The organism is Curtobacterium sp. ISL-83 (genome assembly GCF_018613895.1).
Taxonomy (GTDB): Bacteria; Actinomycetota; Actinomycetes; order Actinomycetales; family Microbacteriaceae; genus Curtobacterium.
This window is the reverse complement of the sequence record NZ_JAGGPH010000002.1, coordinates 232,136-258,083: the sequence shown is the minus strand read 5'-3', so window position 1 is coordinate 258,083 and position 25,948 is coordinate 232,136. Positions and strand designations below refer to the sequence as shown.

Sequence of the window (25,948 nt, the reverse complement as noted above, 5' to 3'; positions counted from 1 at the left end):
GCGCGTTTCCGCTTGCCATCGCAGCTGTTCTGGGAAGGAACGCGCGACCGCTGCCGGGGGACCGGCACCCTGCCTCCCGGCCGTCCGTGCGTCGCGCCGTTCCACGCGCTGGCCCTCTCGCGCATGCGCGGCGGTCACGCCCGTACCCGGTGTTCCCACGCGTACCCGGCGTTTCCGCGCGTGCCGGGCGTTTCCGCGCGTACAGGGCGTTCCCGCGCGTACCGGGCGTTCCCGCGCGTGCCGGGTGCTTCCGCGCGTACCAGACGCCTCCGCGCGTACCAGGCGCTTCCGCGCGTGCCCGGCGCGCCCGTTCCCCCGAGTACGCGCGTTTCCGCTTGCCATCGCGGCCGTTCTGGGAAGGAACGCGCGTGCTGACCGGAAGGCCCGCCCAACCGTCGGCACACGGGTCGTCCTGGCTCGGTCCGCATGACCGGGTACGCGCGTTTCCGCACGCCGAGCCACCGGAACCAGTGAGGCCGCCACCGGCACCGGCGCGAGTACCCGGGCTCCGGGAGGCCCGTGACACCTCCGCCCCGACCGTTCCGCCGTCCCGTGGTTCCGCACCACCGCCACGCGCGGTTGGTCCGCGCGTGACGAGCCTTATCGCGCGTACCGGCCCGAATTCTCCCGCCCGGTACGCGCGTTTCCGTTCCCCACAGCACCCCTCCGTCGCGCGACGGCCACACACGTACACCGCCCTCGCACCACAACCCGCACAACAACCCGCGCCACAACCCGCGCCACAACCCAGCCCGCACCCCCACCCACACCGCCGCCCTGCGCGGACGTGCCCGGACGCAGCAGGCTGTCGGTCGCGACCCCGTAAGATCACCCGCATGGCTTCGACGACCGCGCGCGGGCGAGCGAAGCGGTCCGGTGGCCCGACGAAGGACGCCGAAGGCCGCATGTCGCTCGGGCAGCACCTCATCGAGCTGCGGAACCGCCTCTTCCGGGCGGTCGTCGCCATCGCGCTGTGCGCCGTCGGCGGCTGGTTCCTGACGCCGTTCGTCCTGGACTCCCTGCGTGCCCCCGTGGCACAGCTCGCGAAGGTCGGTGGGCACACGGCCGAGCTGAACTTCCCGATGATCACCGGCGCGTTCGACCTGAAGCTGCAGATCGCCATCACGATCGGCGTCGTCATCTCGAGCCCGGTGTGGCTCTACCAGATCTGGGCGTTCATCGTCCCGGCGCTCGTGCGGCGCGAGAAGCAGTACGTGTTCGGGTTCCTCGGGACCGCGATCCCGCTGTTCTTCGCCGGCTGCTACTTCGGGTGGTACATCCTGCCGCACGTGGTCGGCATCCTCGGCAGCTTCGTGTCCAGTCAGGACACCTCGATCGTCGATGCGAAGGCGTACTACGACTTCGTGATCAAGCTCATCGTGGCCGTCGGCATCGCCTTCGTGCTCCCGGTGTTCATCGTGCTGCTCAACTTCGTCGGGGTGCTGTCGGCCTCGTCGATCATCCGGTCGTGGCGGGTCGCGATCCTCTGCATCCTGGTGTTCTGCGCCATCGTGACGCCCTCGGCGGACGTCATCTCCATGTTCCTGCTCGCGGTGCCCATGATCGTGCTCTACATCGCGGCGTGCTCCGTCGCGTGGATCCACGACCGCCGGGTGGCGAAGCGTCAGGCCAAGCTGGACGAAGAGTACGGACTGTGACGGAAACCGACCTCAGCCCCTCCGAGCGCTTCGCGGCGGCCCGGATCCGGAACCGCTCCCGCAACCTGGAGCTGTTCCGCGCCGACCTGCGCTTCGACCTCGACCCGTTCCAGTTCGCGGCGTGCGACGCGCTCGACCAGGGGCGGAGCGTCCTGGTCGCGGCACCGACCGGTGCCGGCAAGACGATCGTCGCGGAGTTCGCGATCTGGCTGGCGATGCGGCAGCCGAGCGCGAAGGTGTTCTACACGACGCCGATGAAGGCGCTGAGCAACCAGAAGTACTCCGAGCTGGTCGACGTCTACGGCGAGTCCGAGGTCGGGCTCCTCACCGGTGACACGAACGTGAACCCGCGGGCCCGGGTCGTCGTGATGACGACCGAGGTCCTCCGGAACATGATCTACGCGGACTCGGACCTGCTGGACGACCTCGCATGGGTCGTCCTCGACGAGGTCCACTACCTGGCCGACCGGTTCCGCGGTGCGGTGTGGGAAGAGGTCATCCTGCACCTCCCGACCGAGGTCCGGCTGGTGTCCCTCAGCGCGACCGTGTCGAACGCCGAGGAGTTCGGCGACTGGCTGCAGACCGTCCGCGGTGACACCGACGTCATCGTGTCCGAGGACCGTCCCGTACCGCTCGAACAGCACGTCCTGGTCGGTGCGAAGCTGATCGACCTGTTCGACTCCTCCGGTGCGGCGGCGACGAACCGCGTCAACCCGGAGCTGCTGCGGATGGTCGGCGGCGGGTCCCGCAGTGAGGCGCACGGCGGCGGCCACCGCGGGCGTCGCGGGCGCGGCGGGTTCCCGGAGCGCCGTGGTCCGCGCACCGAGAAGCTGCACCGCGAGCACATCGCGCGCATGCTCGACGAGCGCATGCTCCTGCCCGCGATCTTCTTCGTGTTCAGCCGCAACGGGTGCGACCAGGGTGTCCGTCAGGTCGTCCGGTCCGGGATCTCGCTGACGACGGCCCAGGAGCGCAACGAGATCCGTGAGACCGCGGAGTACCACTGCCGGACGCTGCTCGACGAGGACCTCGCCGTGCTCGGCTACTGGGAGTGGCTCGAGGGCCTCGAGCGGGGTGTCGCCGCCCACCACGCGGGTCTGCTGCCGGCGTTCAAGGAGGTCGTCGAGGACCTGTTCCAGCGCAAGCTCCTGAAGGTCGTCTTCGCCACCGAGACCCTGGCGCTCGGCGTGAACATGCCCGCGCGCACCGTCGTGCTCGAGAAGCTCGAGAAGTTCAACGGCGAAGCACGCGTGCCGATCACCCCGGGGGAGTACACGCAGATCACGGGCCGCGCCGGCCGTCGCGGCATCGACGTCGAGGGACACTCGGTCATCCAGTGGACGGACGGCCTCGAACCACAGGCCGTCGCGTCCCTCGCGAGCCGCCGCACGTACCCGCTCAACTCGTCGTTCAAGCCGACCTACAACATGGCCGTGAACCTCATCGAGCAGTTCGGGCGCCAGCGCACGCGCGAGGTCCTCGAGACGTCGTTCGCGCAGTTCCAGGCCGACCGTGCCGTCGTGGACCTCGCCCGCAAGGTCCGCTCCCAGCAGGAGTCCCTCGACGGCTACCGGGAGGCCATGCAGTGCCACCTCGGTGACTTCACCGAGTACGCGGCACTCCGTCGTGAGCTCTCGGACCTCGAGCGGACGAACGTCCCGGGCGGCCGGGAGGCCTCGCACGGTGCCCGTCAGGAGCGCCAGGCTGCGATCACCGCGGTCCGTCGGCAGCTCCAGCGGCACCCGTGCCACGCCTGCCCGGACCGTGAGGCCCACGCGCGCTGGTCGGAGCGCTGGTACAAGCTCAAGCGCGGCCACGACAAGCTCGTGCAGCAGATCCGGTCCCGCACCGGTGCGGTGGCGACGACGTTCGACCGCGTGACCGACGTCCTGCTGCAGCTCGGCTACCTGGTCGACGCCGGCGACGGCGAGGCGACGGTCGCCGCGGGTGGTCGTCGGCTCCAGCGCATCTACGGGGAGCGGGACCTCCTCGTCGCCGAGTGCCTCGAGGCGGGCGTCTGGAAGGACCTCACCCCGGCACAGCTCGCGGCGATGGCGGCGACGATCGTCTACCAGCCCCGTCGTGAGGACGCTCCGGGAACGGAGCACGCCCTGCCGCGTGGTGCGTTCCGTCCAGCACTCGACGAGACCCTGACCATCTGGTCGCGGCTCGACGACATCGAGCGGGACGCCCGCCTGGCCGGCTCGCTGCCGCCCACCCCCGCGATGGCTGTCGGTATGTTCCGCTGGGCCGCGGGCTCGCCCCTCGACGACGTCCTGCGGACGCTCGACCTGCCGGCGGGCGACTTCGTCCGGTGGTCGAAACAGGTCATCGACCTCCTCGACCAGATCCGGAACGCGGGCGACGAGGACCTCGCCCAGACCGCGCGGCGCGCGACGGACGCGGTGCGCCGCGGCATCGTCGCCTACGCGGCGGTCTGACGGGAGGCACGGTGCAGGTTCCCGAGTCCGAGGTGCGTCCGCGCGCGTCCGGTTCCGCGACGGCGCCCGTCGGACGCCGGACCTCCACCGGTCGCCAGGCGCCCTCCGGGGGCAAGACGCCCGCCGGGCGCGGGACGCCGACCGGAGCCGGACCCGTGGATGGCATCGCCGACGCGGTCCTCCCGTTCGCTGCCCGACCGCTCGCGCAGGCGTTCCCGCTCGCCGTCATCGGTGGCGTGCTGCTCGCGCTGTCGTTCCCGACGCCCGGCTGGTGGTTCCTGGCGTACCCGGCCGTGGCATGCCTGCTCCTGGCCGCGATGGGTCAGCGGGTCCGTCGCGCCGCGTGGCTCGGGTACGTGGCGGGAGCGGCGTTCTGGTTGCCCGCGATCGCCTGGGCGGGCCGGTACCTCGGGCCGGTCCCGTGGCTCGCGCTCGCGCTGTTCGAAGCCGTGTTCTTCGCCCTGGGGAGCGTCGCGCTCGCGCTCGCGTACCGGTGGGTCGCGCGCGTCGTGCCCTCGACCGCCGGACGCGTGTGGTTCCTCCCGGCCGTGGTCGCGGCACTGTGGACCGGACGCGAGTGGTTCTCGGGGAGCTGGCCGTACGGCGGCTTCGCGTGGGGGCGCGTGGGACTCTCGCAGTCGCAGAGCCCGTTCGCGCACCTGGCCGCGTACGTCGGCGTGCTCGGCCTGTCCTGCATCGTCGTGTACTGCGTCGCCGTCGTGGTGTCCCTCGCCCTGGTGGTGCCACGGACGCCCGGCGCGACGGTGCGGGTGCCGATGCACGTCGCGACCGCCGGTCTGCTGGTGGCCGCCGTGCTCGCGGTCCCGGCGTGGCCGACGGCGATCCGCGGGACCGTCCGGGTGGAGGCCGTGCAGGGCAACGGGCCCGCGGGCTACTTCGACCGGGCAACCGCCGGGGAGGTCCTCAGCGCCCAGGTCGCCGCGACCGATGCCAGAGCGAAGGGCGTCGACCTCGTCGTCTGGCCGGAAGCCGCGGCCGAGGCGGACCCACGGCAGTTCCCCGTCGTGGCCGCGGCACTCGACTCCGTCGTGGACTCGGTCGGCGCCCCGATCGTCGCGGGCGCGATCACGCAGACCGCCTCGGGGACGCTGCACAACACGTCGTTCGTGTGGACGCGGGACGGCTGGCAGTCGTCCTACGACAAGAAACGCCCGGTGCCGTTCGGGGAGTACGTGCCCGACCGCTGGTTCTTCTCGCAGCTCGCACCGTCGCTCATCGGGTTGCTCCAGCGGGACTACACGCCGGGCACGAAACCGAACGTCCTGCCGGTCGCCGGGATCCGTGCGGGGATCGCGATCTGCTTCGACATCGTCGACGACGGCCTGACGCAGAACATGGTGCGCGGGGGAGCGCAGGTGATCCTCGCGCAGACGAACAACGCCGACTTCTCGGGCACCGACGAGAACCTGCAGCAGCTCGAGATCGCGCGCATGCGTGCCATCGAGACCGGACGGTCGCTGGTGAACATCTCGACCGTGGGCGCCTCGCAGGTAATCGACCCCGCCGGGCGGACGATCGACCGCGTGCCGGAGTACACCGCGACCTCGATGGTCACCGACGTGCCGCTCGGGACCACGACAACCCCGGCGACGGTCGCGTCGGGGTGGATCACGCTCGTGCTGTCGCTCGGCGGCCTCCTCGTGCTGCTCGCCTGCGCACCCGGCCGGACCCGCCGCGCCCGCTGACCCCGAGGGCCGCCCGACTGCACCGCCCGTGCCGATCCGAAGGCCCGCACGGCCGCACCGCAAGCGCCGATCCGGATGCTCGAACGCCCGCGATTGTCCGGGCGCTCTGGGAACCGACTGTGAAACCGCCGCACCGGGATGGATCGTGCGTGGGACAGTGTTGATGGGGGAGACGAGCGAGAGGAGCACACACATGGCTGATCGGAGTCTCCGCGGCATGCGGCTCGGGAGCCAGAGTCTCCAGAGCGAAGAGGGCGTCGAGCTCTCAGACCGAAAGCGCGCGGTCTACCAGGCGGACTCGGGCGAGACCTTCGACATCGTCTTCTCGGCGGATGCGGACGTCCCCGCCACCTGGTCGGATCCCCGCTCCGGGCACGAGGGCCGGTTGCTCGGCGACGACGGCATCCCCGTCGAGGTCGCGGCTGAAGACGTCAAGGCACCGAGGACCCACTGGGACATGCTGCTCGAGCGGCGGTCCCGCGAAGAGCTCGAGGAGCTCCTGCAGGAGCGCCTGCAGTTCCTCCGTGCCCGACGCGGCGCTTGACCGCGGCGCCTGACCCCACCGCCTGACCGCCCCACGACTCGACGACGCCCGCCCCGGTTTCCCTCGGGGCGGGCGTCGTCGTTCGTCGAGCAGGTGCCCGTTACCGGCGGCCGGAACCGTCGCTCGTCCGGTGCCCCGACGCGGAATCGGTCGTCGGTGTAGCGACGTCCGCCTGCGGTGCAGACCCGGTCCCCTGCGGCGCCGCGCCGCCGAGCTGCTGCTCGGTCGCGTCGTCGGCGGCCGCGAGGTGCGCGTCCACACTGCGGTTCGACTCAGCCAGCCGCTGGTCGAGCTCGGACTCGGGCACGATGTCGGCCGCGGTGGCGTCTGCGGACGGAGCCGCAGCGGTCGCAGCGTCGGCCGAGGTGGTGTTCGCCAGGCTCTCGCTCGCGAGCTTCGAGATGCGGCTCAGGAAGTCGGCGCCACCCGCACCACCGGCAGCGGGACCGCCGTCGATCCGGGGAGCGGAGAACCCCTTCGCGATGCCCGAGAGTGCCTCGGTGAACTCGCTCGGGATCATCCAGACCTTGTTCGCGCTGCCCTCGGCGATCTTCGGGAGCATCTGCAGGTACTGGTAGGACAGGAGCTTCTCGTCCGGGTCGCCCGTGTGGATGGCCTCGAACACGGTCGCGATGGCGGACGCTTCACCCTCGGCCCGGAGGACCTGGGCCTTCGCGGCACCCTCGGCGGCGAGGATGGCGGCCTGCCGCTGTCCCTCGGCCTCGAGGATCTGCGACTGCTTGGTGCCCTCGGCCTGCAGGATGGCGGCACGACGGCTGCGCTCGGCGCGGAGCTGCTGCTCCATCGCGTCCTGGATCGACACGGGCGGCTCGATCGCCTTGAGCTCGACACGGCCGACGCGGATGCCCCACTTGCCCGTGGCCTCGTCGAGGACGACGCGGAGCTGACCGTTGATGTTGTCGCGGCTCGTCAGGGCTTCTTCGAGGTTGAGGCCACCGACCACGTTGCGGAGCGTGGTGGTCGTGAGCTGCTCGACGGCACCGAGGTAGTTCGCGATCTCGTAGGTCGCGGCACGGGCGTCGGTCACCTGGAAGTACACGACGGTGTCGATCGACACGACGAGGTTGTCCTCGGTGATCACGGGCTGGGGCGGGAACGAGACGACCTGCTCGCGCATGTCGATGAGCGGTCGGAGCCGGTCGATGAACGGCACCAGGAGGTTCAACCCCGGCTGGAGGGTCTTGTGGTACTTGCCGAGCCGTTCGACGACCCCCGCGGTCGCCTGCGGCACGATGCGGATCGCGCGGGACAGGACGACGATCACGAAGATCACGACGACGACGATGAGGACGAGCAGTGCGATCGTCCCGGCTGAGATGGTCACGACGTGGCCCCTTCTGTGAGGCGGACGACGGCCGTCGACCCCTCGATCGACTCGACGACCACTGGGGTCCCGAGTGGCGGTGTGCGGTCGGAGGACCCGACCGCGATGCGTGCGCTCCACGTCTCACCGTTCGCCAGGCGGACCTGGCCGGGGTTCGTCGCGGTGAACGCCACGGCGACGGTGCCGGTGAGCCCGATCAGCCCGTCGACCCCGGTGCGGTGTGGGTCGGCGTTGCGGCTGAGCGCCTGGACCAGCCGGGGCCGGACCAGTGCGAGCAGCAGCAGGGCGAGCACCGCGGCGATGATGGCGGAGAGCCACCACGGGGCGCCGAGGAGTGCTGCGATCAACCCGCCTGCCGCACCCGCGGCCAGCATGATGAAGACGAAGTCGAGGGTGAAGATCTCGACCACACCGAGGACCAGTACGAGTCCGATCCAGACGACGCCCTGGATCCAGTCGATCCCGTTCACGCGAACTCCCTCCCTCGTGTCGCGCGCGGTCCGTCGCTGCATCGCGACGGCCGGTCGAACTCCGTTCAACATATCAGCCGGACCCGACAGTCGGCTGTCCGTACGTGGTACACCGCGGCCCGGCCGTCGGCGCTCCGCTTGCTAGGCTCGGTCCGGCCGAGCGGCCGGACACCGACCTGGAGAACACGACTGTGAGCAACCCCCTCGCCCCCGGATCCCTCACCGACACGCGCGCACTGGTGACGGGGTCGTCCCGCGGCATCGGCGCCGACACCGTCGGCTACCTGGCCGAGGCCGGCGCCAAGGTCGTCGTCAACTACCGCAACAAGGCCCGTCGTGCCGAGCAGATCGTCGAGAAGATCGTCGCCGCCGGGGGATCAGCCCTCGCGGCGGCCGCCGACCTCACGGACCACGACTCGGTGCAGGCCATGGTCGAGACCGTCGTCGCCGAGTGGGGTGGCATCGACCTGCTCGTCCTGAACGCGTCCGGCGGCATGGAGTCCGGCTTCGGCGAGGACTACGCGCTCCGCCTGAACCGCGACGCGCAGGTCGACATGCTGCAGACCGCCGTCCCGCACATGCCGGCCGGCTCACGCGTCGTGTTCGTGACGAGCCACCAGGCGCACTTCGTCGAGACCGCCGAGACGATGGACGAGTACCTGCCGGTCGCGAAGAGCAAGCGGGCGGGCGAGCTCGCGCTCCGTGAGCTCCTGCCGCAGCTCGAGGCCGCCGGCATCGAGTTCGTCGTCGTCTCCGGGGACATGATCGAGGGCACGATCACCGCGACGCTCCTGAACCGTCTGAACCCCGGCGCGATCGAGGGCCGCCGCCAGGAGGTCGGCAAGCTCTACAGCGTGTCCGAGTTCGCGGCCGAGATCGCCCTCGCGGCCGTGGAGCCGATCCCGGCCGACCACACCAAGCTCGTCGGTGACGTCAGCGGCTTCACCGGCTAACGTCTGCTGGATGACTGCGAAGCCCGGCCTGCGCCGCACCTCCCGGATCATCCTGCTCGACCCGGACGACCGCGTGTTCCTGATGGACACGCGGTCGCCGTCGTCCGACGGGGCACACCGGTGGATCACACCCGGCGGCGGTGTCGACCCGGGGGAGTCCCACCGCGACGCCGCGGTCCGTGAGCTCCGCGAGGAGACCGGCATCGTCATCGACGACCCGGGTGAGCCGGTGTGGTCCTCGGACTTCACCGTCGAGTGGGACCTGGCCGACCACGACCGGGGACACGCGGAGTTCTACGTCGTCCGGACCGACGAGTTCGTCCTGTCGGACGCCGAGTGGACCGACGACGAGCGCGTCGACATCCTGCAGTCGCGGTGGTTCACCGCCGAGGAACTCGACACGACCGACGAGCTGTTCGAGCCCCTCGAGCTGCCGGACCTGGTCCGTCGCGCCCGATCGGCACCGCCGCTACCCTGATCGGCATGCATAGTGCCGCGCACGCCGCCGACAGCCACGACCGCATCCGGGTGCGTGGTGCGCGGGAGCACAACCTCCGCGACGTCGACGTCGACCTGCCGAAGCGGCGCCTGACGGTCTTCACGGGGGTCTCCGGATCGGGCAAGAGTTCGCTGGTGTTCGGCACGATCGCTGCCGAGTCGCAGCGCATGATCAACGAGACGTACAGCGCGTTCGTCCAGGGCTTCATGCCGTCGCTCGCGCGGCCGGACGTCGACGTCCTCGACGGGCTGACCACCGCGATCGTGGTCGACCAGGAGCGCATCGGGGCGGACCCGCGGTCCACCGTCGGCACGGCGACGGACGCGAACGCGATGCTCCGCGTGCTGTTCAGCCGTCTCGGGACTCCCCACGTCGGTGGCCCGAACGCGTTCTCGTTCAACCTCGCGACGGTGAACGCCGGCGGGTCGATCACCGTGCAGAAGGGCAAGGACGCGAAGGCCGAGCAGGTCACGTTCACGCGGCTCGGCGGCATGTGCGCCGAGTGTGAGGGCCGGGGGAGCGTCACCGACATCGACCTCACCCAGCTGTTCGACGAGTCGCGCTCCCTGGGCGACGGTGCGATCACGATCCCCGGCTACGGGACCGAGGGCTGGAACGTCCGGATGTTCGCCGAGTCCGGCTACGTGGACAGGGACAAGCCGATCCGGGACTTCACGCCCCAGGAGCGGCAGGACTTCCTGTACCGCGAGCCCACGAAGCGGAAGATCGCCGGCATCAACATGACCTACGAGGGGTTGGTCCTGCGGGTCCGGCGCACGTTCCTGCAGAAGGACCGCCAAGCCATGCAGCCCCACATCCGTGCTTTCGTCGACCGTGCCGTGACGTTCACGACGTGTCCCGCGTGCCAGGGCACCCGACTGAACGACGTCGCACGGTCCTCCCAGATCGCCGGGAAGAGCATCGCGGACGTCTGCGCGATGCAGATCACCGACGTGGCGGCGTGGCTGCACGCGATCGACGAGCCGACGGTGGGCCCGCTGCTCGACGGTCTGCGCGACGCCGTGGACTCGTTCGTCGAGATCGGGCTCGGTTACCTGTCGCTCGACCGTCCGACCGGCACGCTCTCCGGGGGAGAGGGCCAGCGCGTGAAGATGGTGAAGCACCTCGGGTCGTCGTTGAGCGACGTCACCTACGTCTTCGACGAGCCGAGCACGGGACTGCACCCGCACGACATCGAGCGGATGAACACGCTGCTGCTGCGCCTCCGCGACAAGGGCAACACCGTGCTCGTCGTCGAGCACAAGCCCGAGGTGATCGCGATCGCCGACCACGTCGTCGACCTCGGCCCCGGTGCGGGGACGAACGGCGGGACCGTCTGCTTCGAGGGACCGATCGCGGAGCTGCGGGGGAGCGGGACCGTGACCGGTCGCCACCTCGACGACCGGGTCGCCGTGAAGGCGACCGTCCGCGAGCGGCGTGGCGTCCTGGAGGTCCGTGGGGCCTCCGCGCACAACCTGCGGAACGTGGACGTCGACATCCCGACCGGCGTGCTCACGGTCGTCACCGGCGTGGCCGGCTCCGGGAAGAGCACCCTCGTCCACGGCTCGCTCGCGTCCCGTGACGACGTGGTCGCCGTCGACCAGAGCGGCATCCGCGGCTCCCGTCGGAGCAACCCGGCGACGTACACCGGACTCCTCGAACCGATCCGGAAGGCCTTCGCGAAGGCGAACGGCGTGAAGCCGGCCCTCTTCAGCGCGAACTCCGAGGGCGCCTGCCCCGGGTGCAACGGAGCGGGCGTGGTCTACACCGACCTCGGGATGATGGCGGGGGTCGCGACCACGTGCGCGGACTGCGGCGGCAAGCGGTTCGACCAGTCGGTCCTCGGCTACCACCTGTCCGGGAAGGACATCAGCGAGGTGCTCGCCATGTCCGTCGCCGAGGCCGGAGCGTTCTTCGCCGAGGGGGAGTCGCGGATCCCGGCCGCGCACGCGGTCCTCGCCCGCCTGGCGGACGTCGGGCTCGGGTACCTGACGATCGGGCAGCCGCTCACGACACTGTCCGGCGGCGAGCGGCAGCGCCTGAAGCTGGCCACGCACCTCGGGGAGACGAGCAGCGTGCTGGTCCTCGACGAGCCGACCGCGGGCCTGCACCTGGCAGACGTGGCGCAACTGCTCGGGCTGCTCGACCGCATGGTCGACGCGGGCCGGACCGTGGTGGTCATCGAGCACCACCAGGCGGTGATGGCCCACGCCGACTGGATCATCGACCTCGGCCCGGGAGCCGGCCGGGATGGCGGGCGCGTGGTGTTCGAGGGGACGCCGGCGGACCTCGTCGCGGCGCGATCGACGCTGACGGGGGAGCACCTCACCGCCTACGTCGGGCGGTGAACCCGAGCTCCCGAGTCCGACGGCACGCGCACACTTCGGCAAATGTGAACGTTTCTCGCAGGGATCCAATAGGTTCAGCGGTGACGGTCAGCCGCAACCCGTGCGCCCGGCCTCGCGACCGAAGGAGTTCCCCTTGTCCTCGAACGGATACCCGCCCGCGCAGAACACCCCGGGCAACACGCCGGCAACCAGCGGTGGCAACGGCATGGCCGTCGGGTCGCTCGTCCTCGGCATCGTCGGCGTCGTCTTCGCGATCCTGTTCTCGATCATCGGTCTCATCGCCGGGGTCGTCGGCCTGGTCCTCGGCATCCTCGCCCGACGTCGCGCCATCGGCAGCCGCGGCATGGTCCTCGCGGGCATCGTGCTCAGCGTGATCGCCATCGTCGTCGCGATCATCTTCATGATCCTCGGCGCCGTGTTGGCAGCGCAGCGGCTCAACGGCCAGTAATCGACGACGACGGGAGGCACCGTGCCAGCAGCACGGTGCCTTCCGTCCTTCCCGGGGCACCCCGGCAGCTCCGCATCGCCCAGGTGCGTCCGCGTAGCGTCCCGACCATGAGCTACAGCCAGCCGGATCCGGCCGAAGAGACCACGCAGTCCGAAGCGCCCGAGCAGCCGGACACCGACCCGGCAACCCTCCACGAGGACGGCGACGAGCACGCGTCGCTGGAAGTCGACGCCGAGGACGTCCCGACCGGCTCCGAGCAGCCGGAGGCCGGCGACCCGTCCTGACGGACTCCACATCCGACTTCGGTCGGTGTGCGGGCAGATCTGGTTCGTGATCCGCGTGGATCCCGAACCGGGTCTGCCATCGTTCGTTCCGAACGCATCGCGTGCTCCCAGTCAGTCCTGAAGCTGCGCAAGTGTGCGCCGATAATGCATATTATGTCAACTCAGGTGGATCCAACCCGCTCGCACGCCCGCGACAGTCTCAGAACACCGCCACCGTCATCCCGGCCCCCGCTGCCGGTCCGTCCATCGCCACGAGCGCCTCGGGGAGTTCCTCGAACGCGATCGTCCGACCGATGGACTCCGCCGGCCGCAACCGCCCGGCGACGACGTCTTCGAGCATCGCCGCGTACTCACCGACCGCCATGCCGTGACTGCCGAGCAGTTCGAGTTCCTCGGCGATGACCCGTCCCATCGGGATCGCCGGCGTGGCCTCGTCGTCGAGCAACAGCCCGACCTGCACGTGCCTCCCCCGCGGCCGCAGCGTCGCGACGGCCGCCACCGAGGTCGCCCGGCTGCCGTACGCGTCGACCGACAGGTGGGCACCGCCTCCGGTGATGCGCCGGATCGATTCTGGCGCGTCGTCGTCGAACGGCACCGTCACCGCTCCGAGGGCTTCCGCCCGCGCGAGCGCCACCGGTGATATGTCAGTCGCGACCACGCGGGCGCCGGCGGCGACGGCGACGATCACCGCGGAGAGTCCGACTCCCCCGCAGCCCACGATGGCGACCCACTCCCCCGGAGCGATCCGGCCGCGCGCGTGCAGCGCGTGGTGTGCGGTGCCGAACCGACACCCCAGTCCCGCGGCCTCCGCGTACCCGACGGTGTCCGGCAAGGCGACGAGGTTCACGTCGGCGTGCGGCACGACGAGCGACTCCGCCCACGACCCGGGCAGCGTGAACCCGGGCTGCTCCTGCCGCGTGCAGACCTGCGTGGCCCCGGCGAGGCACTCCTCGCACATCCCGCAGGCGAACACGAAGGGCGCGGTGACACGGTCCCCGACGGCGAACCGGGTCACGCCGGACCCGACCGAGGACACGATCCCGGCGAACTCGTGGCCGGGGACGTGCGGCAGGCGGACCGAGTCGTCGTGGCCCTTCCAGGCGTGCCAGTCGCTCCGGCACACGCCGGTGGCGGCCACCCGGACGACCACCCCGTCGTCGGGGGCGGTCGGGTCGTCGACCTCCACGATGGTGGGGACGGATCCGAAGGAGCTGTACTGGACGGCGCGCACGCCGCCATCCTGACAGAGCCGACCGACGACGGACGGGAGGCACGTGGCGATGCCGCCACGTGCCTCCCGTCGGTCCTGTGGTCGGGTCAGCGACCGGTGGTGTCGCCGGTCCCGCGGACGTCGCCGTCCTGGTCGAGCGTCACCTCTTCGTGGGCGACCTGCTCGGAGACGTGCTCCTGCTCGGTGACGGTCTCCTTGCCGAGGCGCACGCGCTCGACCGGGACGGTCTCCTTGTCGACGACGACGCGCTCCTCGTTGAGGGTGACGGCGTGCTCCTCCTCGGAGAGGTCGGGGCCGTCGAGGGCTGCACCGGCGTTGGCGTCGGTGATGGGCTCGCGCTCGAGGCGCACTTCCTCGTGCTGCACGGGGACCGTGACCTGCTGCTCCTCGGTGACGATGTGCTTGCGGAGGCGAGCACGGCCCGTCTGCACGTTCTGCGTGCCGACGTTGAGGCGCTCCTCGGAGCGGGTCATCGCGTCGTCGGTGTTCGGGCCGGAGGTGTCGTGACCGGCGCCCGTGGTGGTGCCGACGCCGTCGAAGCCGCCGGCGACCGTGCCGCCGCCCTCGGTGTCGTCCGCCCCGAGACGGTCACCGGCGGTACCGGCGAAGTCCGTGTGACCAGCCGAGGAACCGGCGAGGCCGTAGTGCTGGAACAAGGTGTCCTGCTCGTCCTCGGACAGCGAGCCGTCGGCGTCGATGCGCGGCGCGTCCTTGACCTGGTCCTTGCCGTAGTGCACGCGGAGCAGGTCGCCCGTGAGGTCCGCACCCTCGAGCGGGACGAAGGACTCGGAGGTCCCGAACAGTCCGGTGGCGACGCTGACGAAGAGCGGCTGGCCCGAGTCGTCGTCGAGGTAGACCTGCTTGACGGTGCCGACCTTGTCGCCGGCGTTGTCGACCACGCGGGCGTCGAAGAGGCTGTTCACGGAGGTGGAGTTGATCATGGTGTCTCCTTCGGGTTGCGGTGTTCGGCGGCTCGGGAACGACGGGTGGTCGTCCGTTGCCTCGTCCGCCGGGGACGCAACTCGGCTGCCGCTGGGCGTGGATCGATGCAGTGCGGTCTGCGGAGGATCGTGGCCGGGACAGTGGCACCAGTACGGGCCGGGACCGGCCCCGAACGACCCCGGGAGCGGGCTGTCGGGAACCGGTCCGGCGGCCGTCGACTCAGTAGTCGATGCGCCCCGTGCGCGAGTGGAACTCGCCGGTCGGGCCGTCCGCACCGATGGTCGCGAGCGCCACGGTGGCGTCCGTGCCCTCGGTGATCGTCTGGTGGCCGCCGAACCCGTTGAACTCGGTCGCGGTGTACCCGGGGTCGCTCGCGTTCACCCGGAACCCGGGCAGGTTCTTGGCGTACTGCACGGTCAGCGCGATCACCGCGGCCTTCGACGCGGCGTACGGGATCGCCGGGACGGGGTACTCGTCGTGCCCGGGCGTCGAGAGCCACCGGGCGAACCCGACGCCGGACGCGACGTTCACGATCACGGGGTGGTCCGAGGCGCGGAGGAGCGGCAGAGCGGCCTGCGTCACCCGGACGATGCCGGTCACGTTCGTGTCCAGCACCGCTGTCATGGCGCTCGCGTCGAGGTCGTCGACCCCGAACGAGGTGCCGAGGATCCCGGCGTTGTTCACGAGCACGTCGAGCTCGGGCAGGGACGTGATCGCGGCGTCGACGCTCGCCTGGTCGGTGACGTCGAGCTGGACGACGTGGGCGCCGAGCGCGCGGGCCTCGTCGCCGCTGGCGGGGTCGCGCATCCCGGCGTACACGGTGTGGCCGGCGTCGATCAGTCGGCGGGTGGTCTCGAGGCCCAGGCTGCGGTTGGCTCCGGTGATGAGTGTGGTGGTCATGTCCCCGAGCCTGCACCTTGAGGCCGGGCTCCCCCAGGCACGGAGCGACAGGGGGACCACGAGTACCAGGACCGTTTCCGGAGTCCGGGAGAAGATGGGCACATGAGCGAGTTCGCGGACGTCCTGCGGTCCTGGCGCGACCGGGTCCGACCCGAGGAGGTCGGACTGCCGGCCGGCCCCGGTCGACGCACCCCCGGACTCCGTCGCGAGGAGCTCGCGGCGCTGGCCGGCGTGAGCGTCGACTACGTCGTCCGACTCGAACAGGGGCGCGCCACGAACCCGTCGCCACAGCTGCTGTCGGCGCTGGCCACGGCGTTGCGGCTGAGTGAAGCGGAGCGCGACCACCTGTGCCGCGTGGCGTGCGTGGCCCCACCGTCGCCCCGGATGGTCCCGCGGCACGTGACGCCAGGGGTGCAGCGGATCGTCGACCGGCTCGGCGACGTCCCGTTGGCGGTCTTCACCGCGACCCATGACATCGTGTTGTGGAACGACCTCTGGGCCGCCGTGAACGGTGACCCGGCGCGGTACACCGGGATCGACCGGAACCTCGTCTGGCGCCACTTCATGCACGGGCACGACGGGGTGGACTGGGACGACCAGCACCAGGAGGACTTCTCCAGCGACCTGGTCGCGGACCTGCGCGCAGCGCTCGGGCGCTACCCGGCAGACCGTGGACTGGCCGAGCTCGTGTCGCGGCTCCGCCGGGGCTCTCCCGAGTTCGAGCGGCGGTGGGAGACCGGCCGGATCGCGGAGCACCGGACCAGCCGGAAGGTGGTGCGCACGCCGGTGGGGCCGATCGAGATCGACTGCGACGTGCTCAGCGTGCCCGGCGGCGACCTCCGGATCGTCGTCTACACGACCGTCCCGGGGAGCGAGGACGCCGCGAAGCTCGACCTGCTCCGCGTCACGGGCCTGCAGGACCTCACGCCGCAGCACGCCTGACCGTGGCGGCGGGACGGCGCCCGCCCGGTCCAGCCGTCAGACGGCGGTGAACACCAGTGCGGCGTTCTGACCCCCGAACCCGAACGAGTTGTTGAGCGCCGCCCGGAGTGGAGCGGTCCGCGCCTGCCCGGACACGACGTCGAGCTCCACCGCGGGGTCCAGGTGCTCCAGGTTGCGGGTCGGTGGCACGGATCCCGTCTCGAGCGCGCGGAGCGTCAGGATCGACTCGACGGCACCCGCCGCTCCGAACAGGTGGCCGAGCGAGCCCTTCGGTGCCGTGACGAGCGCGTGCGTGCCGACGGCCCGGACGATCGCCGCGGCCTCGCCGACGTCGCCGATCACGGTCCCGGTCGCGTGCGCGTCGACGTGGTCGATGTCCGTGCCGGTGAGACCGGCCATCCGGATCGCGGCACGCATCGCCCGCTCCTGTTCGCTGCCGTCGGTGAGCGGTGCCGTGACGTGGTGGGCGTCCGAGGTGATCCCCCACCCGGCGAGCACCCCGTGGCCGCGCCGTCCGCGGGCAGCGGCGTGGTCGGCACGCTCGAGCACGACGATCCCGGCACCCTCGCCGAGCACGAACCCGCGCCGGTCGACGTCGAACGGGCGGCTGAGGGACGCCGGGTCGTCGCCGTCGCCGTCGCGGTCGGGCTTCGCGAGGGCCTGGGACTGCGCGAACGAGGCCAGCGTGACGGGCGTCACCGCGGCCTCCGTGCCACCGGCGATCACGACGTCCGCCTCCCCCGTCACGATGAGTCGCGCGGCGATGGCGATCGCCTCGGCGCCGGAGGCGCAGGCCGAGACGGTCGTGTAGGCGCCACCCCGTGCCCCGAAGGCGATGCTGACCTGCGCGGCCGCCGCGTTCGCCATGAGCATCGGGACGGTGCGGGGCGACACCCGACGTGCCCCGGATGCGCCGAGCACGTCGTGGGCGTCGAGCAGCGTCTCCACTCCCCCGATCCCGGTGCCCATCACGACCGCGAGCCGGTCCCCCTCGACGTCGGGCGCGCCGGCATCCGCCCAGGCCTCCTCCGCGGCGACGAGCGCGAGCTGCTGACTCCGGTCGAGCCGACGCGCACGGACCCGCCCGAGGGCGTCGTCGGCATCGAGGACAGCCGGTGCCCCGATGCGGATCGGCACCTGGTCCCAGAGCGGACCCTCGTGCGGCAGGGCCCGGACGCCGGAGCGGCCCGCGCGCAGGCCGTCCCACAGGGCGTCGACGCCGTGGCCGAACGGGGTGACGGCGCCGTAGCCGGTGATCGCGATCTCCATGGGGCTCCTTCTTGTACGTTGAACAAGTTGAGTTGTACCACGTACAATTCCGACATGGCAACCACCGGTGACGGCTCGTCGAACACCAGAGGGGCCGCGACCCGTGCTCGGATCCTCGCGGCGACGGCCGGGCTGTTGGCGGGCAGCGCCACGGACACCGGCAGCGCACGACCCGGCGCGGTGCCACGCGGCGCCACGGTCACCGTGAGCGCCATCGCCCGTGCCGCGGGTGTCTACCCGAACCAGATCACGCACCACTTCGGCTCGAAGGACCGCCTGGTGCTCGACGCGTCGTTCGCCCTGTTCCTCCGCGACACCGCGCGCCTGCAGGCCGCCGGGCGCCGAGCACGGACGGCGGACGGGTTCCGACGCGCCCTGGCCCGCACCGCGCTGGCGATGCCGTCGACGACGCTCGTCGTGCACGCCCTGGGAACGAGTGCGGACGATGCCCAGCGGGCACGGGTGCGGGAGCTCCTCGCGGTGCTGTTCCGGCAGTCCGAGCGGTACCTCGACCGGGTCCTCGCCGAGCGCTCCTGGTCGAGCGCGAACGGCACCGGACGGGATGCTCGCACGTTCTGGAGCGCGGTCTTCGGCGCCGTGCTGCTCAGCGACGCCGGGGTCGCGGGTGGCCCGTCCGACGTGGACCTCGCCACGACCGTGACCATCACGGCCGACTGAGCACCGACACGGCCCGGTCCGGTCGGCCCGGTCCGGTCGGCCCGGTCCGGTCGACACGGTCCGGTCCGGTCGACACGGTCCGGTCGACACGGCCCGGTCGACACGGCCCCGTCCCGTCGACCCGGACCGGGCGCGGTCGAGGGGACCCGGTGCCGCTACTCCCCGAAGCCCGCGCGCACCAGCGCCTCGAGCGCGGCGACGGCGTCGGTGGCGTCCGCCCCGGTCGCCTCGATCGTGACGGCCGCCCCCTTCGGCAGCGCGAGCGCCATGATGGCGAGCAGGCTCTTCGCGTCCACGCCGTTCACGCGCACCACGGCGTCGTACTTCGCGGCGGTCTTCACGAACTCCGCCGCGGGTCGCGCGTGCAGGCCCGACTCGTTGACCAGCTGCAGGGTGGTGGACACCGAACCATCGTCAGCTCCGGCCGAGCCGTCGTCGCCGCGCGCCGATCCGTCGGCCGGTGACCCGCCTCCAGGCTGCTCGCCGGACGGACTGGAGGCCCCACCCGCGTCCGCCTCGGAACGCGCCGCGGACGCGGCGGCGGCCAGGACGGCGGCCACTTCACCGCCGGTCTGGGCGGCGACCGCGGCGGCCACGGTGCCCTCGACCAGCGGGGCGTCCGACACGTGCACGCGGGCCCGTACGTCCTCGTCCAGGAAGTCCAGTGCCGTGTCGGTGGTCAGGTAGGCGGACCCGAGGTCGCACAGCACGACGATCGCGTCCGCGCCGGAGAGCTCCTCGATGCCGGCCGTGATCGCGTCGAACGACGTGCCGATCCCGCCGTCCTCGGTGCCGCCCGCAGCGACCATCGGGACGTCGGACGCCATCTGCCGTGCGAGTTCGACCGTGCCGGAGGCGATCGCCGCGCTGTGCGAGACGACCAGGATGCCGACGCTCACGCCGCGTCCACCGCGGCGCGCAGGATGTACGCGGTCGACTGGGCGCCCGGGTCACGGTGCCCGACGGCCCGCTCGCCGAGGTAGCTCGCGCGGCCCTTGTGCGCCACGAGGGGCTCGGTGGAGACCGCACCCTCGGCGGCCGCGTCGGCGGCAGCCGCGAGTGCCGCCTCCGGGGTCGCGCCGTCCGCGGCAGCTGCTGCGGCGGCGTCCACGGCCGGCGTCCACGCGTCGATCATCGTCTTGTCGCCGACGGCTGCCTTCCCCCGGGACACCACGCCGTCGCGCGCTGCCGTCAGCACGGCGACGAGCGCGTCGGCGTCGAGCTCCGTGGCGTCCCCCGCGGCCTGCGCAGCCTTGAGGTACGCGGTCCCGAACAGCGGCCCCGCCGCACCGCCGACCGTCGAGATGAGCTTCGTCGCCACGGTCTTGAAGACAGCCCCGGGCGTGTCGAAGGACCCGCCGTCGACGGCTTCGAGCACCGCACGGAACCCGCGGTCGAGGTTCTCGCCGTGGTCGCCGTCACCGATCTCGCGGTCGAGCGTGACCAGCTCGGCACGGTGCTCGTCGATCGTCGCGGCGGTGCGGCGCACCCAGTCGATGGCCCATGCGGTGTCGAGCGCCAATTCGTGTTCCTCTCGTGGGACCGGCCCGGTGCGGGCTCGGTGCTGCGGGTTTCCGGTGGTCGTGCAGATGCCGGTCGGCACCCCCTCACTGGGAGCGGGGGCGTCGACCGGGCGTCCGGTCACCGGGCCCCGCGGCGAGCGGGACCCGCCATCGGCCGTCCGGTCAGCGGCCCCAGCGCAGTGCGGGGGTCTCGACCGGTGCGTCCCAGAGGGCCGTGAGTTCGTCGTCCAACACGGTGACGGTGAGCGAGAACCCCTGCATCTCCAGGGACGTGACGTAGTCGCCGACCAGGCTACGCGCGACCTCGTACCCGCGATCGGCGAGCACCTCGGCGGCGCGGCGGTACGCGATGTACAGCTCGGACAGCGGCGTGCCGCCCATGCCGTTCACGAGCAGGAGGAGCTTCGATCCGGCCGGTGCGGCCAGGTCCGTCAGGATCGGTTCGAGCACGCGGTCGACCAGCGCGTCGGCCGGCGCCATCGGGATGCGCTCGCGACCCGGCTCGCCGTGGATGCCGATGCCGAGCTCGACCTCGTCGTCGGCCAGGGTGAAGGAGGGCTCCCCGGCGTGCGGCACCGTGCCCGAGGACAGCGCGAGGCCCATGGACCGCGTGACCTCGTTGACCCGGCGGGCGATCGCCACGACCGCGTCCAGGTCGTCCCCGCGCTCTGCGGCGGCGCCGGCGCACTTCTCGACGACCACGGTGCCGGCGACGCCCCGGCGTCCGGCGGTGTACAGCGAGTCCTGCACGGCGACGTCGTCGTCGACGACGACGCTCTCGACGCGGATGTCCTCCATCCCGGCGAGCTCGGCGGCCGTCTCGAAGTTGAGCACGTCCCCCGTGTAGTTCTTCACGATGTGGAGCACACCCGCCCCGCCGTCGACGGCCTGGGTGGCCGCGACGATCGGGTCCGGCGTGGGGCTGGTGAACACCGGACCGGGGACGGCGGCGTCGAGCATGCCGTACCCGACGAACCCGGCGTGCAGGGGTTCGTGGCCGCTGCCGCCCCCACTGACGATGCCGACCTTGCCGGCCACGGGAGCGTCGGCACGGTGGATGTGGATGGGGTCCTCGACCAGGACGACGTGGCCGGCGTGGGCGAGTGCGAACCCGCGGACCGTCTCGTCGACCACGGCCTGCGGGTCGTTGATGAGCTTCTTCATGCTGCGCCTCCACGGGTGGACGGTCGGTCCGAGAGGCTGCACACCGCCGCCTTCGACCGGAGTGCGATCAATCTACAACGGTCGCCCGTTCCTTCGACGTGCACGTTCGTGCATCACCCCCCGGACCCCCGGGGCCCCTGTGACCGCCTGCCGCGCACTGCTCCTGCACGTTCGTGCACTTTGCCGCAGTTCCCTCACGAAGTCATCGCCCGGGCGCGAAACCCGTCAGTATGCTCGGCGTCAATCACTCGATGGGGAGTGCCGGCGCACCGCCTCCGGACCCCCAACCCTCACGCACTGGAGGTCCCCGATGGACGGCATCGGCGTCAAATTCCTGTCAGAGCTCGTCGGTACGGCGATGCTCATCATCCTCGGTGGCGGCGTCGTCGCCGCCGTCTCGCTGGCGAAGTCCAAGGGCTTCGGCGCGGGCTTCCTCATGGTCACGATCGGCTGGGGCTTCGCGGTCTTCGCCGGCGTCACCGTGTCCTACAAGTCCGGCGGCCAGCTCAACCCGGCGGTCAGCCTCGCGCAGGCCATCCTCGGCAACATCTCCGTCGGCACGATGTTCCTCTTCTGGCTCGCGCAGCTCATCGGGGCCTTCATCGGCGCGGTCATCGTCTGGCTCGCCTACAAGCAGCACTTCGACGAGGAACCGGACGCCGCCGCGAAGCTCGGCGTCTTCTCGACCGGCCCGGCGATCCGTTCGTACGGCTGGAACCTCGTGACCGAGATCATCGGCACCTTCGTGCTGGTGTTCGTCGTCATCGCGTTCACCAACGGCAAGACCCCGTCCGAGCTCGGCGCGATCCCGGTCGCCTTCCTCGTCATCGCGATCGGTGTCAGCCTCGGTGGCCCGACCGGCTACGCCATCAACCCGGCCCGTGACCTCGGCCCGCGCCTCGCGCACGCCGTCCTGCCGATCCGCGGCAAGGGCACCAGCGACTGGTCCTACGCCTGGGTTCCCGTCGTCGGCCCGCTCGTCGGTGGCGCCCTCGCCGCCGTGCTCTCCCACGCACTCCTCCCCCTCGCCTGACCCTCCATCCCGTCGCTGGCGGCACAGTCGCCGTCCGCAGCACCGAACACCCGTAAGGAGCACCAATGGCCGACTACATCGTCGCCATCGACCAGGGCACGACCTCGACCCGAGCAATCGTGTTCGACCACTCCGGTTCGATCATCTCGGTCGGACAGAAGGAACACGAGCAGATCTTCCCGCGCGCGGGGTGGGTCGAGCACGACCCGGCCGAGATCTGGGACAACACGCGTGAGGTCATCGGCCAGGCGCTGTCCCGTGCCGACATCACGCGCCACGACGTCGCCGCCGTCGGCATCACCAACCAGCGCGAGACCGCGGTGGTCTGGGACAAGACGACCGGCAAGGCGGTCTACAACGCCATCGTCTGGCAGGACACCCGCACCCAGTCGATCGTCGACAAGCTCGCCGACGGCGACGTCGAGCGCTACAAGGCGATCGTGGGGCTCCCCCTCGCGACGTACTTCTCCGGCACCAAGATCGCCTGGATCCTCGAGAACGTCGAGGGTGCCCGCGAGAAGGCCGAGGCCGGCGACCTGCTGTTCGGCACCACCGACACCTGGGTCCTCTGGAACCTGACCGGTGGCGTCGAGGGCGGCGTCCACAAGACCGACGTCACCAACGCCTCCCGCACGCTCTTCATGGACCTCGAGACGCTGCAGTGGCGCGACGACATCCTCGCCGACTTCGGCGTGCCGAAGTCGATGCTCCCCGAGATCGTCAGCTCGTCCGAGGTCTACGGGCACGTCGAGTCGTCGAACCTGCTCCGCGAGGTCCCGATCGCCGGCATCCTGGGCGACCAGCAGGCCGCGACGTTCGGTCAGGCCGCGTTCGACCAGGGCGAGTCGAAGAACACCTACGGCACCGGCAACTTCCTGATCTTCAACACGGGCACCGAGATCGTCCGGTCGGAGAACGGGCTGCTCACCACCGTCGGCTACAAGCTCGGCGACCAGGAGACGCACTACGCCCTCGAGGGTTCGATCGCCGTCACCGGATCCCTGATCCAGTGGCTGCGCGACAACCTCGGCCTCATCGGCAGCGCCCCGGAGGTCGAGGCGCTCGCCAAGACCGTCGAGGACAACGGTGGCGTCTACTTCGTCCCGGCCTTCTCGGGCCTGTTCGCCCCGTACTGGCGTCCGGATGCCCGCGGCGCGATCGTCGGGCTCACCCGGTTCGTCAACAAGGGCCACATCGCCCGCGCCGCCCTCGAGGCGACCGCGCTGCAGACCCGCGAGGTCCTCGACGCGGTCAACGCCGACTCCGGCGTGGACCTCACCGAGCTCAAGGTCGACGGCGGCATGACCGCCAACGACGCGCTCATGCAGTTCCAGGCGGACATCCTCGACGTGCCGGTCGTCCGACCGGTCGTCGCGGAGACCACCGCGCTCGGCGCCGCCTACGCGGCCGGTCTCGCGGTCGGCTTCTGGGCCAACCTCGACGAGCTCCGTGCCAACTGGCAGGAGGACAAGCGCTGGACGCCGTCGATGGACGCCGAGGAGCGCGAGCGCACGCTCCGCCTCTGGAAGAAGGCCGTCACGAAGACCTTCGACTGGGTCGACGAGGACGTGCAGTAGGTCGCATCGCCCTGGAGGCCCGGTGCCGGTTCCTGGAACCGGCACCGGGCCTCCCGGCGTTCCGTCGTGCCCGCGTGGTGAGTCGCGTGGGCCGGGTGCGGTGGTCAGACGCGCGCGTCCCGGCCAGACGCCGCGCAATCGGCGAGACGCCGCGGTATCCGGCGGCGTCTCAGCGTGACCGACGTGTCTCGCGGTTGCGGGGGCGTCTCGGTGTCAGGCAGCCGCGGGTGCGGCGCCGACCCACTCGGCCAGTTTGCGCGCTGCTGCGCCGGAGTCCACGGCCTCGGCCGCGACGACGAGTTCCTCGCGGAAGCGCTGGAGGATCGGACGGTCGACCTCGGTCGGGTCCTGCGCCAGCCGGAAGGACACCAGCCCCGCGGCGGCGTTCAGCAGCACGATGTCCCGGACCGGTCCGACGTCGCCCGCGAGCACGCGGTGCACGACCGCGGCGTTGTGCGCGGGGTCACCGCCCAGCAGGTCGTCGATGCGGGCGCGGGCGATGCCGAGGTCGCGAGGATCGAGGTCGTGCTCCGTGACACGGCCGCCCGTGACCTCCCAGATGTGGGAGTGCCCGGTGGTCGTCAGCTCGTCGAGACCGTCGTCTCCGCGGAACACGAGCGCGGTCGCCCCGCGCGTCTGGAAGACCCCGGTGATGATCGGGACCAGCTCGAGCTGCGCGACGCCGACGGCGTTCGCCTCGCACCGAGCGGGGTTCACCAGCGGGCCGAGGAAGTTGAACACCGTCGGGACGCCGATCTGGCGGCGGACGGCGGCGGCGTGTGCGAACCCGGGGTGGAACGCGCTCGCGAAGGCGAAGGTCAGGCCGACACGCCGGAAGGTGTCGGCGACACGCGCGGCGTCCATCGTCAGGTCGAGCCCGAGGGCCGCCAGGACGTCGCTCGAGCCGGACTTCGACGAGCTCGCGCGGTTGCCGTGCTTCACGACGGGCACCCCGGCCGCGGCGATCACGATCGCGGCCATGGTCGAGATGTTCACCGTGCCGACGACGTCACCACCGGTGCCGACGATGTCGAGCGCCATCGGGTCGACGTCCAGCGGAACGGCTGCGTCGAGGATCGCGTCCCGGAACCCGACGACCTCGTCGACCGTCTCGCCCTTGGCCCGCAGTGCGACGACGAACGCCGCGATCTGGGCCTCGGTGGCCCGACCGCCGACGATCTCCTCCATGGCCCATGTGGACTGTCTGATCGTCAGGTCTTCGCGCGCCATGAGCGCGCTGATGGCGGCGGGCCAGGAGAGGACGTCAGGCATGCACCGATCGTAGTGAATTCGAGAGACCCACCAGTCTCCTGCGAAAACACTGTCGGTGACTTCCGCCATAATGGAACACGTGACTAGCACCCCTCTCTCCAGATCAGCCAGCGGTCAGGTCCTCAACAGGCCGAACGCCGTGGCCGTGGGGACGATCGTGTGGCTGGGCAGCGAGGTCATGTTCTTCGCCGGCCTGTTCGCGATCTACTTCACGCTCCGCAGCACGTCCCCCGAGCTCTGGGCGACGGAGACCTCGCACCTCAACGTGCCGTTCGCGTCCGTGAACACGATCATCCTGGTGCTGTCCAGCTTCGCGTGCCAGTTCGCGGTCTTCGCCGCAGAGCGCTTCCAGGTGCACCGCACGAGCTGGAACCCGAAGGACTGGGGCATGACGGAGTGGTTCTTCGTCACGTACTGCATGGGCGCGATGTTCGTCTGCGGCCAGATCTTCGAGTACGCGAACCTGTGGCACGAGGGCATCACGCTCTCCTCCAGTGCCTACGGCTCGGCCTTCTACATGACCACCGGCTTCCACGGCCTGCACGTCACCGGTGGCCTCATCGCCTTCCTGCTGACGCTCGGTCGCGGTTTCGCCGCCAAGAACTTCGGTCACAAGGAAGCGACCACCGCGATCGTCGTGTCGTACTACTGGCACTTCGTCGACGTCGTCTGGATCGGCCTCTTCGCCGTCATCTACCTTCTCAAGTAGGAACTGGATAGC

Annotated in this window: 24 protein-coding genes; 14 read left to right on the top strand and 10 right to left on the bottom strand. The window is 71.1% G+C overall.

Features of this window, described 5'->3' with window-relative positions; translation table 11 throughout:
* Nucleotides 1-905: 905 nt before the first annotated feature.
* From tatC to J7E22_RS01465, 4 genes are all read left to right on the top strand, one after another.
* Nucleotides 906-1,658, top strand: a complete 753-nt coding sequence (gene tatC, locus J7E22_RS01480; RefSeq protein WP_214978203.1) for a twin-arginine translocase subunit TatC — start codon at nt 906-908, stop codon at nt 1,656-1,658.
* Nucleotides 1,655-4,099, top strand: a complete 2,445-nt coding sequence (locus J7E22_RS01475; RefSeq protein WP_214978172.1) for an RNA helicase — start codon at nt 1,655-1,657, stop codon at nt 4,097-4,099. Before tatC ends, J7E22_RS01475 begins: the two co-directional genes overlap by 4 nt.
* Nucleotides 4,100-4,254: 155 nt before the next feature.
* Nucleotides 4,255-5,805, top strand: coding sequence for an apolipoprotein N-acyltransferase (lnt, locus tag J7E22_RS01470; RefSeq protein ID WP_214978170.1), 1,551 nt, complete (start codon nt 4,255-4,257; stop codon nt 5,803-5,805).
* Nucleotides 5,806-5,998: 193 nt separating this feature from the next.
* On the top strand, nt 5,999-6,349 hold the full coding sequence (locus J7E22_RS01465) for an RNA polymerase-binding protein RbpA (RefSeq protein ID WP_214978168.1): 351 nt from the start codon (nt 5,999-6,001) through the stop codon (nt 6,347-6,349).
* A 100-nt stretch (nt 6,350-6,449) separates the two neighbouring features.
* Here J7E22_RS01465 and J7E22_RS01460 read toward each other — a convergent pair whose 3' ends face one another.
* Nucleotides 6,450-7,694, bottom strand: coding sequence for an SPFH domain-containing protein (locus J7E22_RS01460; RefSeq protein ID WP_214978166.1), 1,245 nt, complete (start codon nt 7,692-7,694; stop codon nt 6,450-6,452).
* On the bottom strand, nt 7,691-8,164 hold the full coding sequence (locus J7E22_RS01455) for an NfeD family protein (RefSeq protein ID WP_308159096.1): 474 nt from the start codon (nt 8,162-8,164) through the stop codon (nt 7,691-7,693). Before J7E22_RS01455 ends, J7E22_RS01460 begins: the two co-directional genes overlap by 4 nt.
* A 191-nt stretch (nt 8,165-8,355) precedes the next feature.
* Between J7E22_RS01455 and J7E22_RS01450 the strand changes: the two genes are divergently transcribed.
* The 5 genes from J7E22_RS01450 to J7E22_RS01430 all read left to right on the top strand — a co-directional run bounded on the left by J7E22_RS01450 (nt 8,356) and on the right by J7E22_RS01430 (nt 12,696).
* On the top strand, nt 8,356-9,117 hold the full coding sequence (locus tag J7E22_RS01450; RefSeq protein ID WP_214978162.1) for an SDR family oxidoreductase: 762 nt from the start codon (nt 8,356-8,358) through the stop codon (nt 9,115-9,117).
* 10 nt (nt 9,118-9,127) lie between these two features.
* Entirely contained in the window at nt 9,128-9,595 is a 468-nt protein-coding gene (locus tag J7E22_RS01445; RefSeq protein WP_214978160.1) for an NUDIX hydrolase, read from the top strand.
* Between the two features lie 5 nt (nt 9,596-9,600).
* Entirely contained in the window at nt 9,601-11,964 is a 2,364-nt protein-coding gene (locus tag J7E22_RS01440; protein ID WP_214978158.1) for an excinuclease ABC subunit UvrA, read from the top strand.
* A 133-nt stretch (nt 11,965-12,097) separates the two neighbouring features.
* Complete coding sequence (locus tag J7E22_RS01435; protein WP_214978156.1) at nt 12,098-12,412, top strand: DUF4190 domain-containing protein; 315 nt, start codon at nt 12,098-12,100, stop codon at nt 12,410-12,412.
* Nucleotides 12,413-12,519: 107 nt separating this feature from the next.
* On the top strand, nt 12,520-12,696 hold the full coding sequence (locus J7E22_RS01430; protein WP_214978155.1) for a hypothetical protein: 177 nt from the start codon (nt 12,520-12,522) through the stop codon (nt 12,694-12,696).
* Between the two features lie 199 nt (nt 12,697-12,895).
* Here J7E22_RS01430 and J7E22_RS01425 read toward each other — a convergent pair whose 3' ends face one another.
* The 3 genes from J7E22_RS01425 to J7E22_RS01415 form a co-directional block, all read right to left on the bottom strand.
* On the bottom strand, nt 12,896-13,927 hold the full coding sequence (locus tag J7E22_RS01425; protein WP_214978154.1) for an alcohol dehydrogenase catalytic domain-containing protein: 1,032 nt from the start codon (nt 13,925-13,927) through the stop codon (nt 12,896-12,898).
* 86 nt (nt 13,928-14,013) lie between these two features.
* Complete coding sequence (locus J7E22_RS01420; RefSeq protein WP_214978153.1) at nt 14,014-14,868, bottom strand: DUF2382 domain-containing protein; 855 nt, start codon at nt 14,866-14,868, stop codon at nt 14,014-14,016.
* Nucleotides 14,869-15,088: 220 nt separating this feature from the next.
* A complete protein-coding gene (locus J7E22_RS01415) occupies nt 15,089-15,769 on the bottom strand; it encodes an SDR family NAD(P)-dependent oxidoreductase (RefSeq protein ID WP_214978152.1) in 681 nt (226 codons plus the stop codon).
* A 102-nt stretch (nt 15,770-15,871) separates the two neighbouring features.
* On the opposite strand from J7E22_RS01415, the gene J7E22_RS01410 reads away from it, so the two are divergent.
* Nucleotides 15,872-16,711, top strand: a complete 840-nt coding sequence (locus J7E22_RS01410) for a helix-turn-helix transcriptional regulator (protein ID WP_214978151.1) — start codon at nt 15,872-15,874, stop codon at nt 16,709-16,711.
* Between the two features lie 36 nt (nt 16,712-16,747).
* On the opposite strand, the gene J7E22_RS01405 is transcribed toward J7E22_RS01410, so the two are convergent.
* Nucleotides 16,748-17,980: a beta-ketoacyl synthase gene (locus J7E22_RS01405; protein ID WP_214978150.1), complete on the bottom strand. Its 1,233-nt coding sequence runs from the start codon at nt 17,978-17,980 to the stop codon at nt 16,748-16,750.
* Nucleotides 17,981-18,034: 54 nt separating this feature from the next.
* Here J7E22_RS01405 and J7E22_RS01400 point away from each other — a divergent pair, with 54 nt between their 5' ends.
* On the top strand, nt 18,035-18,658 hold the full coding sequence (locus J7E22_RS01400) for a TetR/AcrR family transcriptional regulator C-terminal domain-containing protein (RefSeq protein ID WP_214978148.1): 624 nt from the start codon (nt 18,035-18,037) through the stop codon (nt 18,656-18,658).
* Between the two features lie 155 nt (nt 18,659-18,813).
* On the opposite strand, the gene dhaM is transcribed toward J7E22_RS01400, so the two are convergent.
* From dhaM to dhaK, 3 genes are all read right to left on the bottom strand, one after another.
* Nucleotides 18,814-19,557, bottom strand: a complete 744-nt coding sequence (gene dhaM, locus J7E22_RS01395; protein ID WP_214978146.1) for a dihydroxyacetone kinase phosphoryl donor subunit DhaM — start codon at nt 19,555-19,557, stop codon at nt 18,814-18,816.
* On the bottom strand, nt 19,554-20,180 hold the full coding sequence (gene dhaL / locus J7E22_RS01390) for a dihydroxyacetone kinase subunit DhaL (RefSeq protein WP_214978144.1): 627 nt from the start codon (nt 20,178-20,180) through the stop codon (nt 19,554-19,556). The genes dhaM and dhaL overlap by 4 nt, the downstream gene beginning before the upstream one ends.
* A 163-nt stretch (nt 20,181-20,343) precedes the next feature.
* Entirely contained in the window at nt 20,344-21,345 is a 1,002-nt protein-coding gene (gene dhaK, locus J7E22_RS01385) for a dihydroxyacetone kinase subunit DhaK (RefSeq protein WP_214978142.1), read from the bottom strand.
* 310 nt (nt 21,346-21,655) lie between these two features.
* Between dhaK and J7E22_RS01380 the strand changes: the two genes are divergently transcribed.
* Together J7E22_RS01380 and glpK are read left to right on the top strand one after the other, a co-directional pair.
* A complete protein-coding gene (locus J7E22_RS01380; protein ID WP_214978140.1) occupies nt 21,656-22,378 on the top strand; it encodes an MIP/aquaporin family protein in 723 nt (240 codons plus the stop codon).
* A 65-nt stretch (nt 22,379-22,443) separates the two neighbouring features.
* On the top strand, nt 22,444-23,955 hold the full coding sequence (gene glpK / locus J7E22_RS01375; protein WP_214978138.1) for a glycerol kinase GlpK: 1,512 nt from the start codon (nt 22,444-22,446) through the stop codon (nt 23,953-23,955).
* A 213-nt stretch (nt 23,956-24,168) separates the two neighbouring features.
* On the opposite strand, the gene trpD is transcribed toward glpK, so the two are convergent.
* Nucleotides 24,169-25,227: an anthranilate phosphoribosyltransferase gene (trpD, locus tag J7E22_RS01370; RefSeq protein ID WP_214978136.1), complete on the bottom strand. Its 1,059-nt coding sequence runs from the start codon at nt 25,225-25,227 to the stop codon at nt 24,169-24,171.
* Nucleotides 25,228-25,297: 70 nt separating this feature from the next.
* On the opposite strand from trpD, the gene J7E22_RS01365 reads away from it, so the two are divergent.
* On the top strand, nt 25,298-25,936 hold the full coding sequence (locus J7E22_RS01365; RefSeq protein WP_214978134.1) for a heme-copper oxidase subunit III: 639 nt from the start codon (nt 25,298-25,300) through the stop codon (nt 25,934-25,936).
* Nucleotides 25,937-25,948: the final 12 nt, after the last annotated feature.

What these genes read in the sequence shown, in the direction of transcription:
- tatC (WP_214978203.1), top strand. Translation starts at nt 906, where the DNA reads ATGTCGCTCGGGCAGCACCTCATCGAGCTGCGGAACCGCCTCTTCCGG.
- J7E22_RS01465 (WP_214978168.1), top strand. Translation starts at nt 5,999, where the DNA reads ATGGCTGATCGGAGTCTCCGCGGCATGCGGCTCGGGAGCCAGAGTCTC.
- J7E22_RS01445 (WP_214978160.1), top strand. Translation starts at nt 9,128, where the DNA reads ATGACTGCGAAGCCCGGCCTGCGCCGCACCTCCCGGATCATCCTGCTC.
- J7E22_RS01440 (WP_214978158.1), top strand. Translation starts at nt 9,601, where the DNA reads ATGCATAGTGCCGCGCACGCCGCCGACAGCCACGACCGCATCCGGGTG.
- J7E22_RS01430 (WP_214978155.1), top strand. Translation starts at nt 12,520, where the DNA reads ATGAGCTACAGCCAGCCGGATCCGGCCGAAGAGACCACGCAGTCCGAA.
- J7E22_RS01420 (WP_214978153.1), bottom strand. Translation starts at nt 14,868, where the DNA reads ATGATCAACTCCACCTCCGTGAACAGCCTCTTCGACGCCCGCGTGGTC.
- J7E22_RS01415 (WP_214978152.1), bottom strand. Translation starts at nt 15,769, where the DNA reads ATGACCACCACACTCATCACCGGAGCCAACCGCAGCCTGGGCCTCGAG.
- J7E22_RS01410 (WP_214978151.1), top strand. Translation starts at nt 15,872, where the DNA reads ATGAGCGAGTTCGCGGACGTCCTGCGGTCCTGGCGCGACCGGGTCCGA.
- J7E22_RS01405 (WP_214978150.1), bottom strand. Translation starts at nt 17,980, where the DNA reads ATGGAGATCGCGATCACCGGCTACGGCGCCGTCACCCCGTTCGGCCAC.
- J7E22_RS01400 (WP_214978148.1), top strand. Translation starts at nt 18,035, where the DNA reads ATGGCAACCACCGGTGACGGCTCGTCGAACACCAGAGGGGCCGCGACC.
- dhaK (WP_214978142.1), bottom strand. Translation starts at nt 21,345, where the DNA reads ATGAAGAAGCTCATCAACGACCCGCAGGCCGTGGTCGACGAGACGGTC.
- J7E22_RS01380 (WP_214978140.1), top strand. Translation starts at nt 21,656, where the DNA reads ATGGACGGCATCGGCGTCAAATTCCTGTCAGAGCTCGTCGGTACGGCG.
- glpK (WP_214978138.1), top strand. Translation starts at nt 22,444, where the DNA reads ATGGCCGACTACATCGTCGCCATCGACCAGGGCACGACCTCGACCCGA.
- trpD (WP_214978136.1), bottom strand. Translation starts at nt 25,227, where the DNA reads ATGCCTGACGTCCTCTCCTGGCCCGCCGCCATCAGCGCGCTCATGGCG.
- J7E22_RS01365 (WP_214978134.1), top strand. Translation starts at nt 25,298, where the DNA reads ATGGAACACGTGACTAGCACCCCTCTCTCCAGATCAGCCAGCGGTCAG.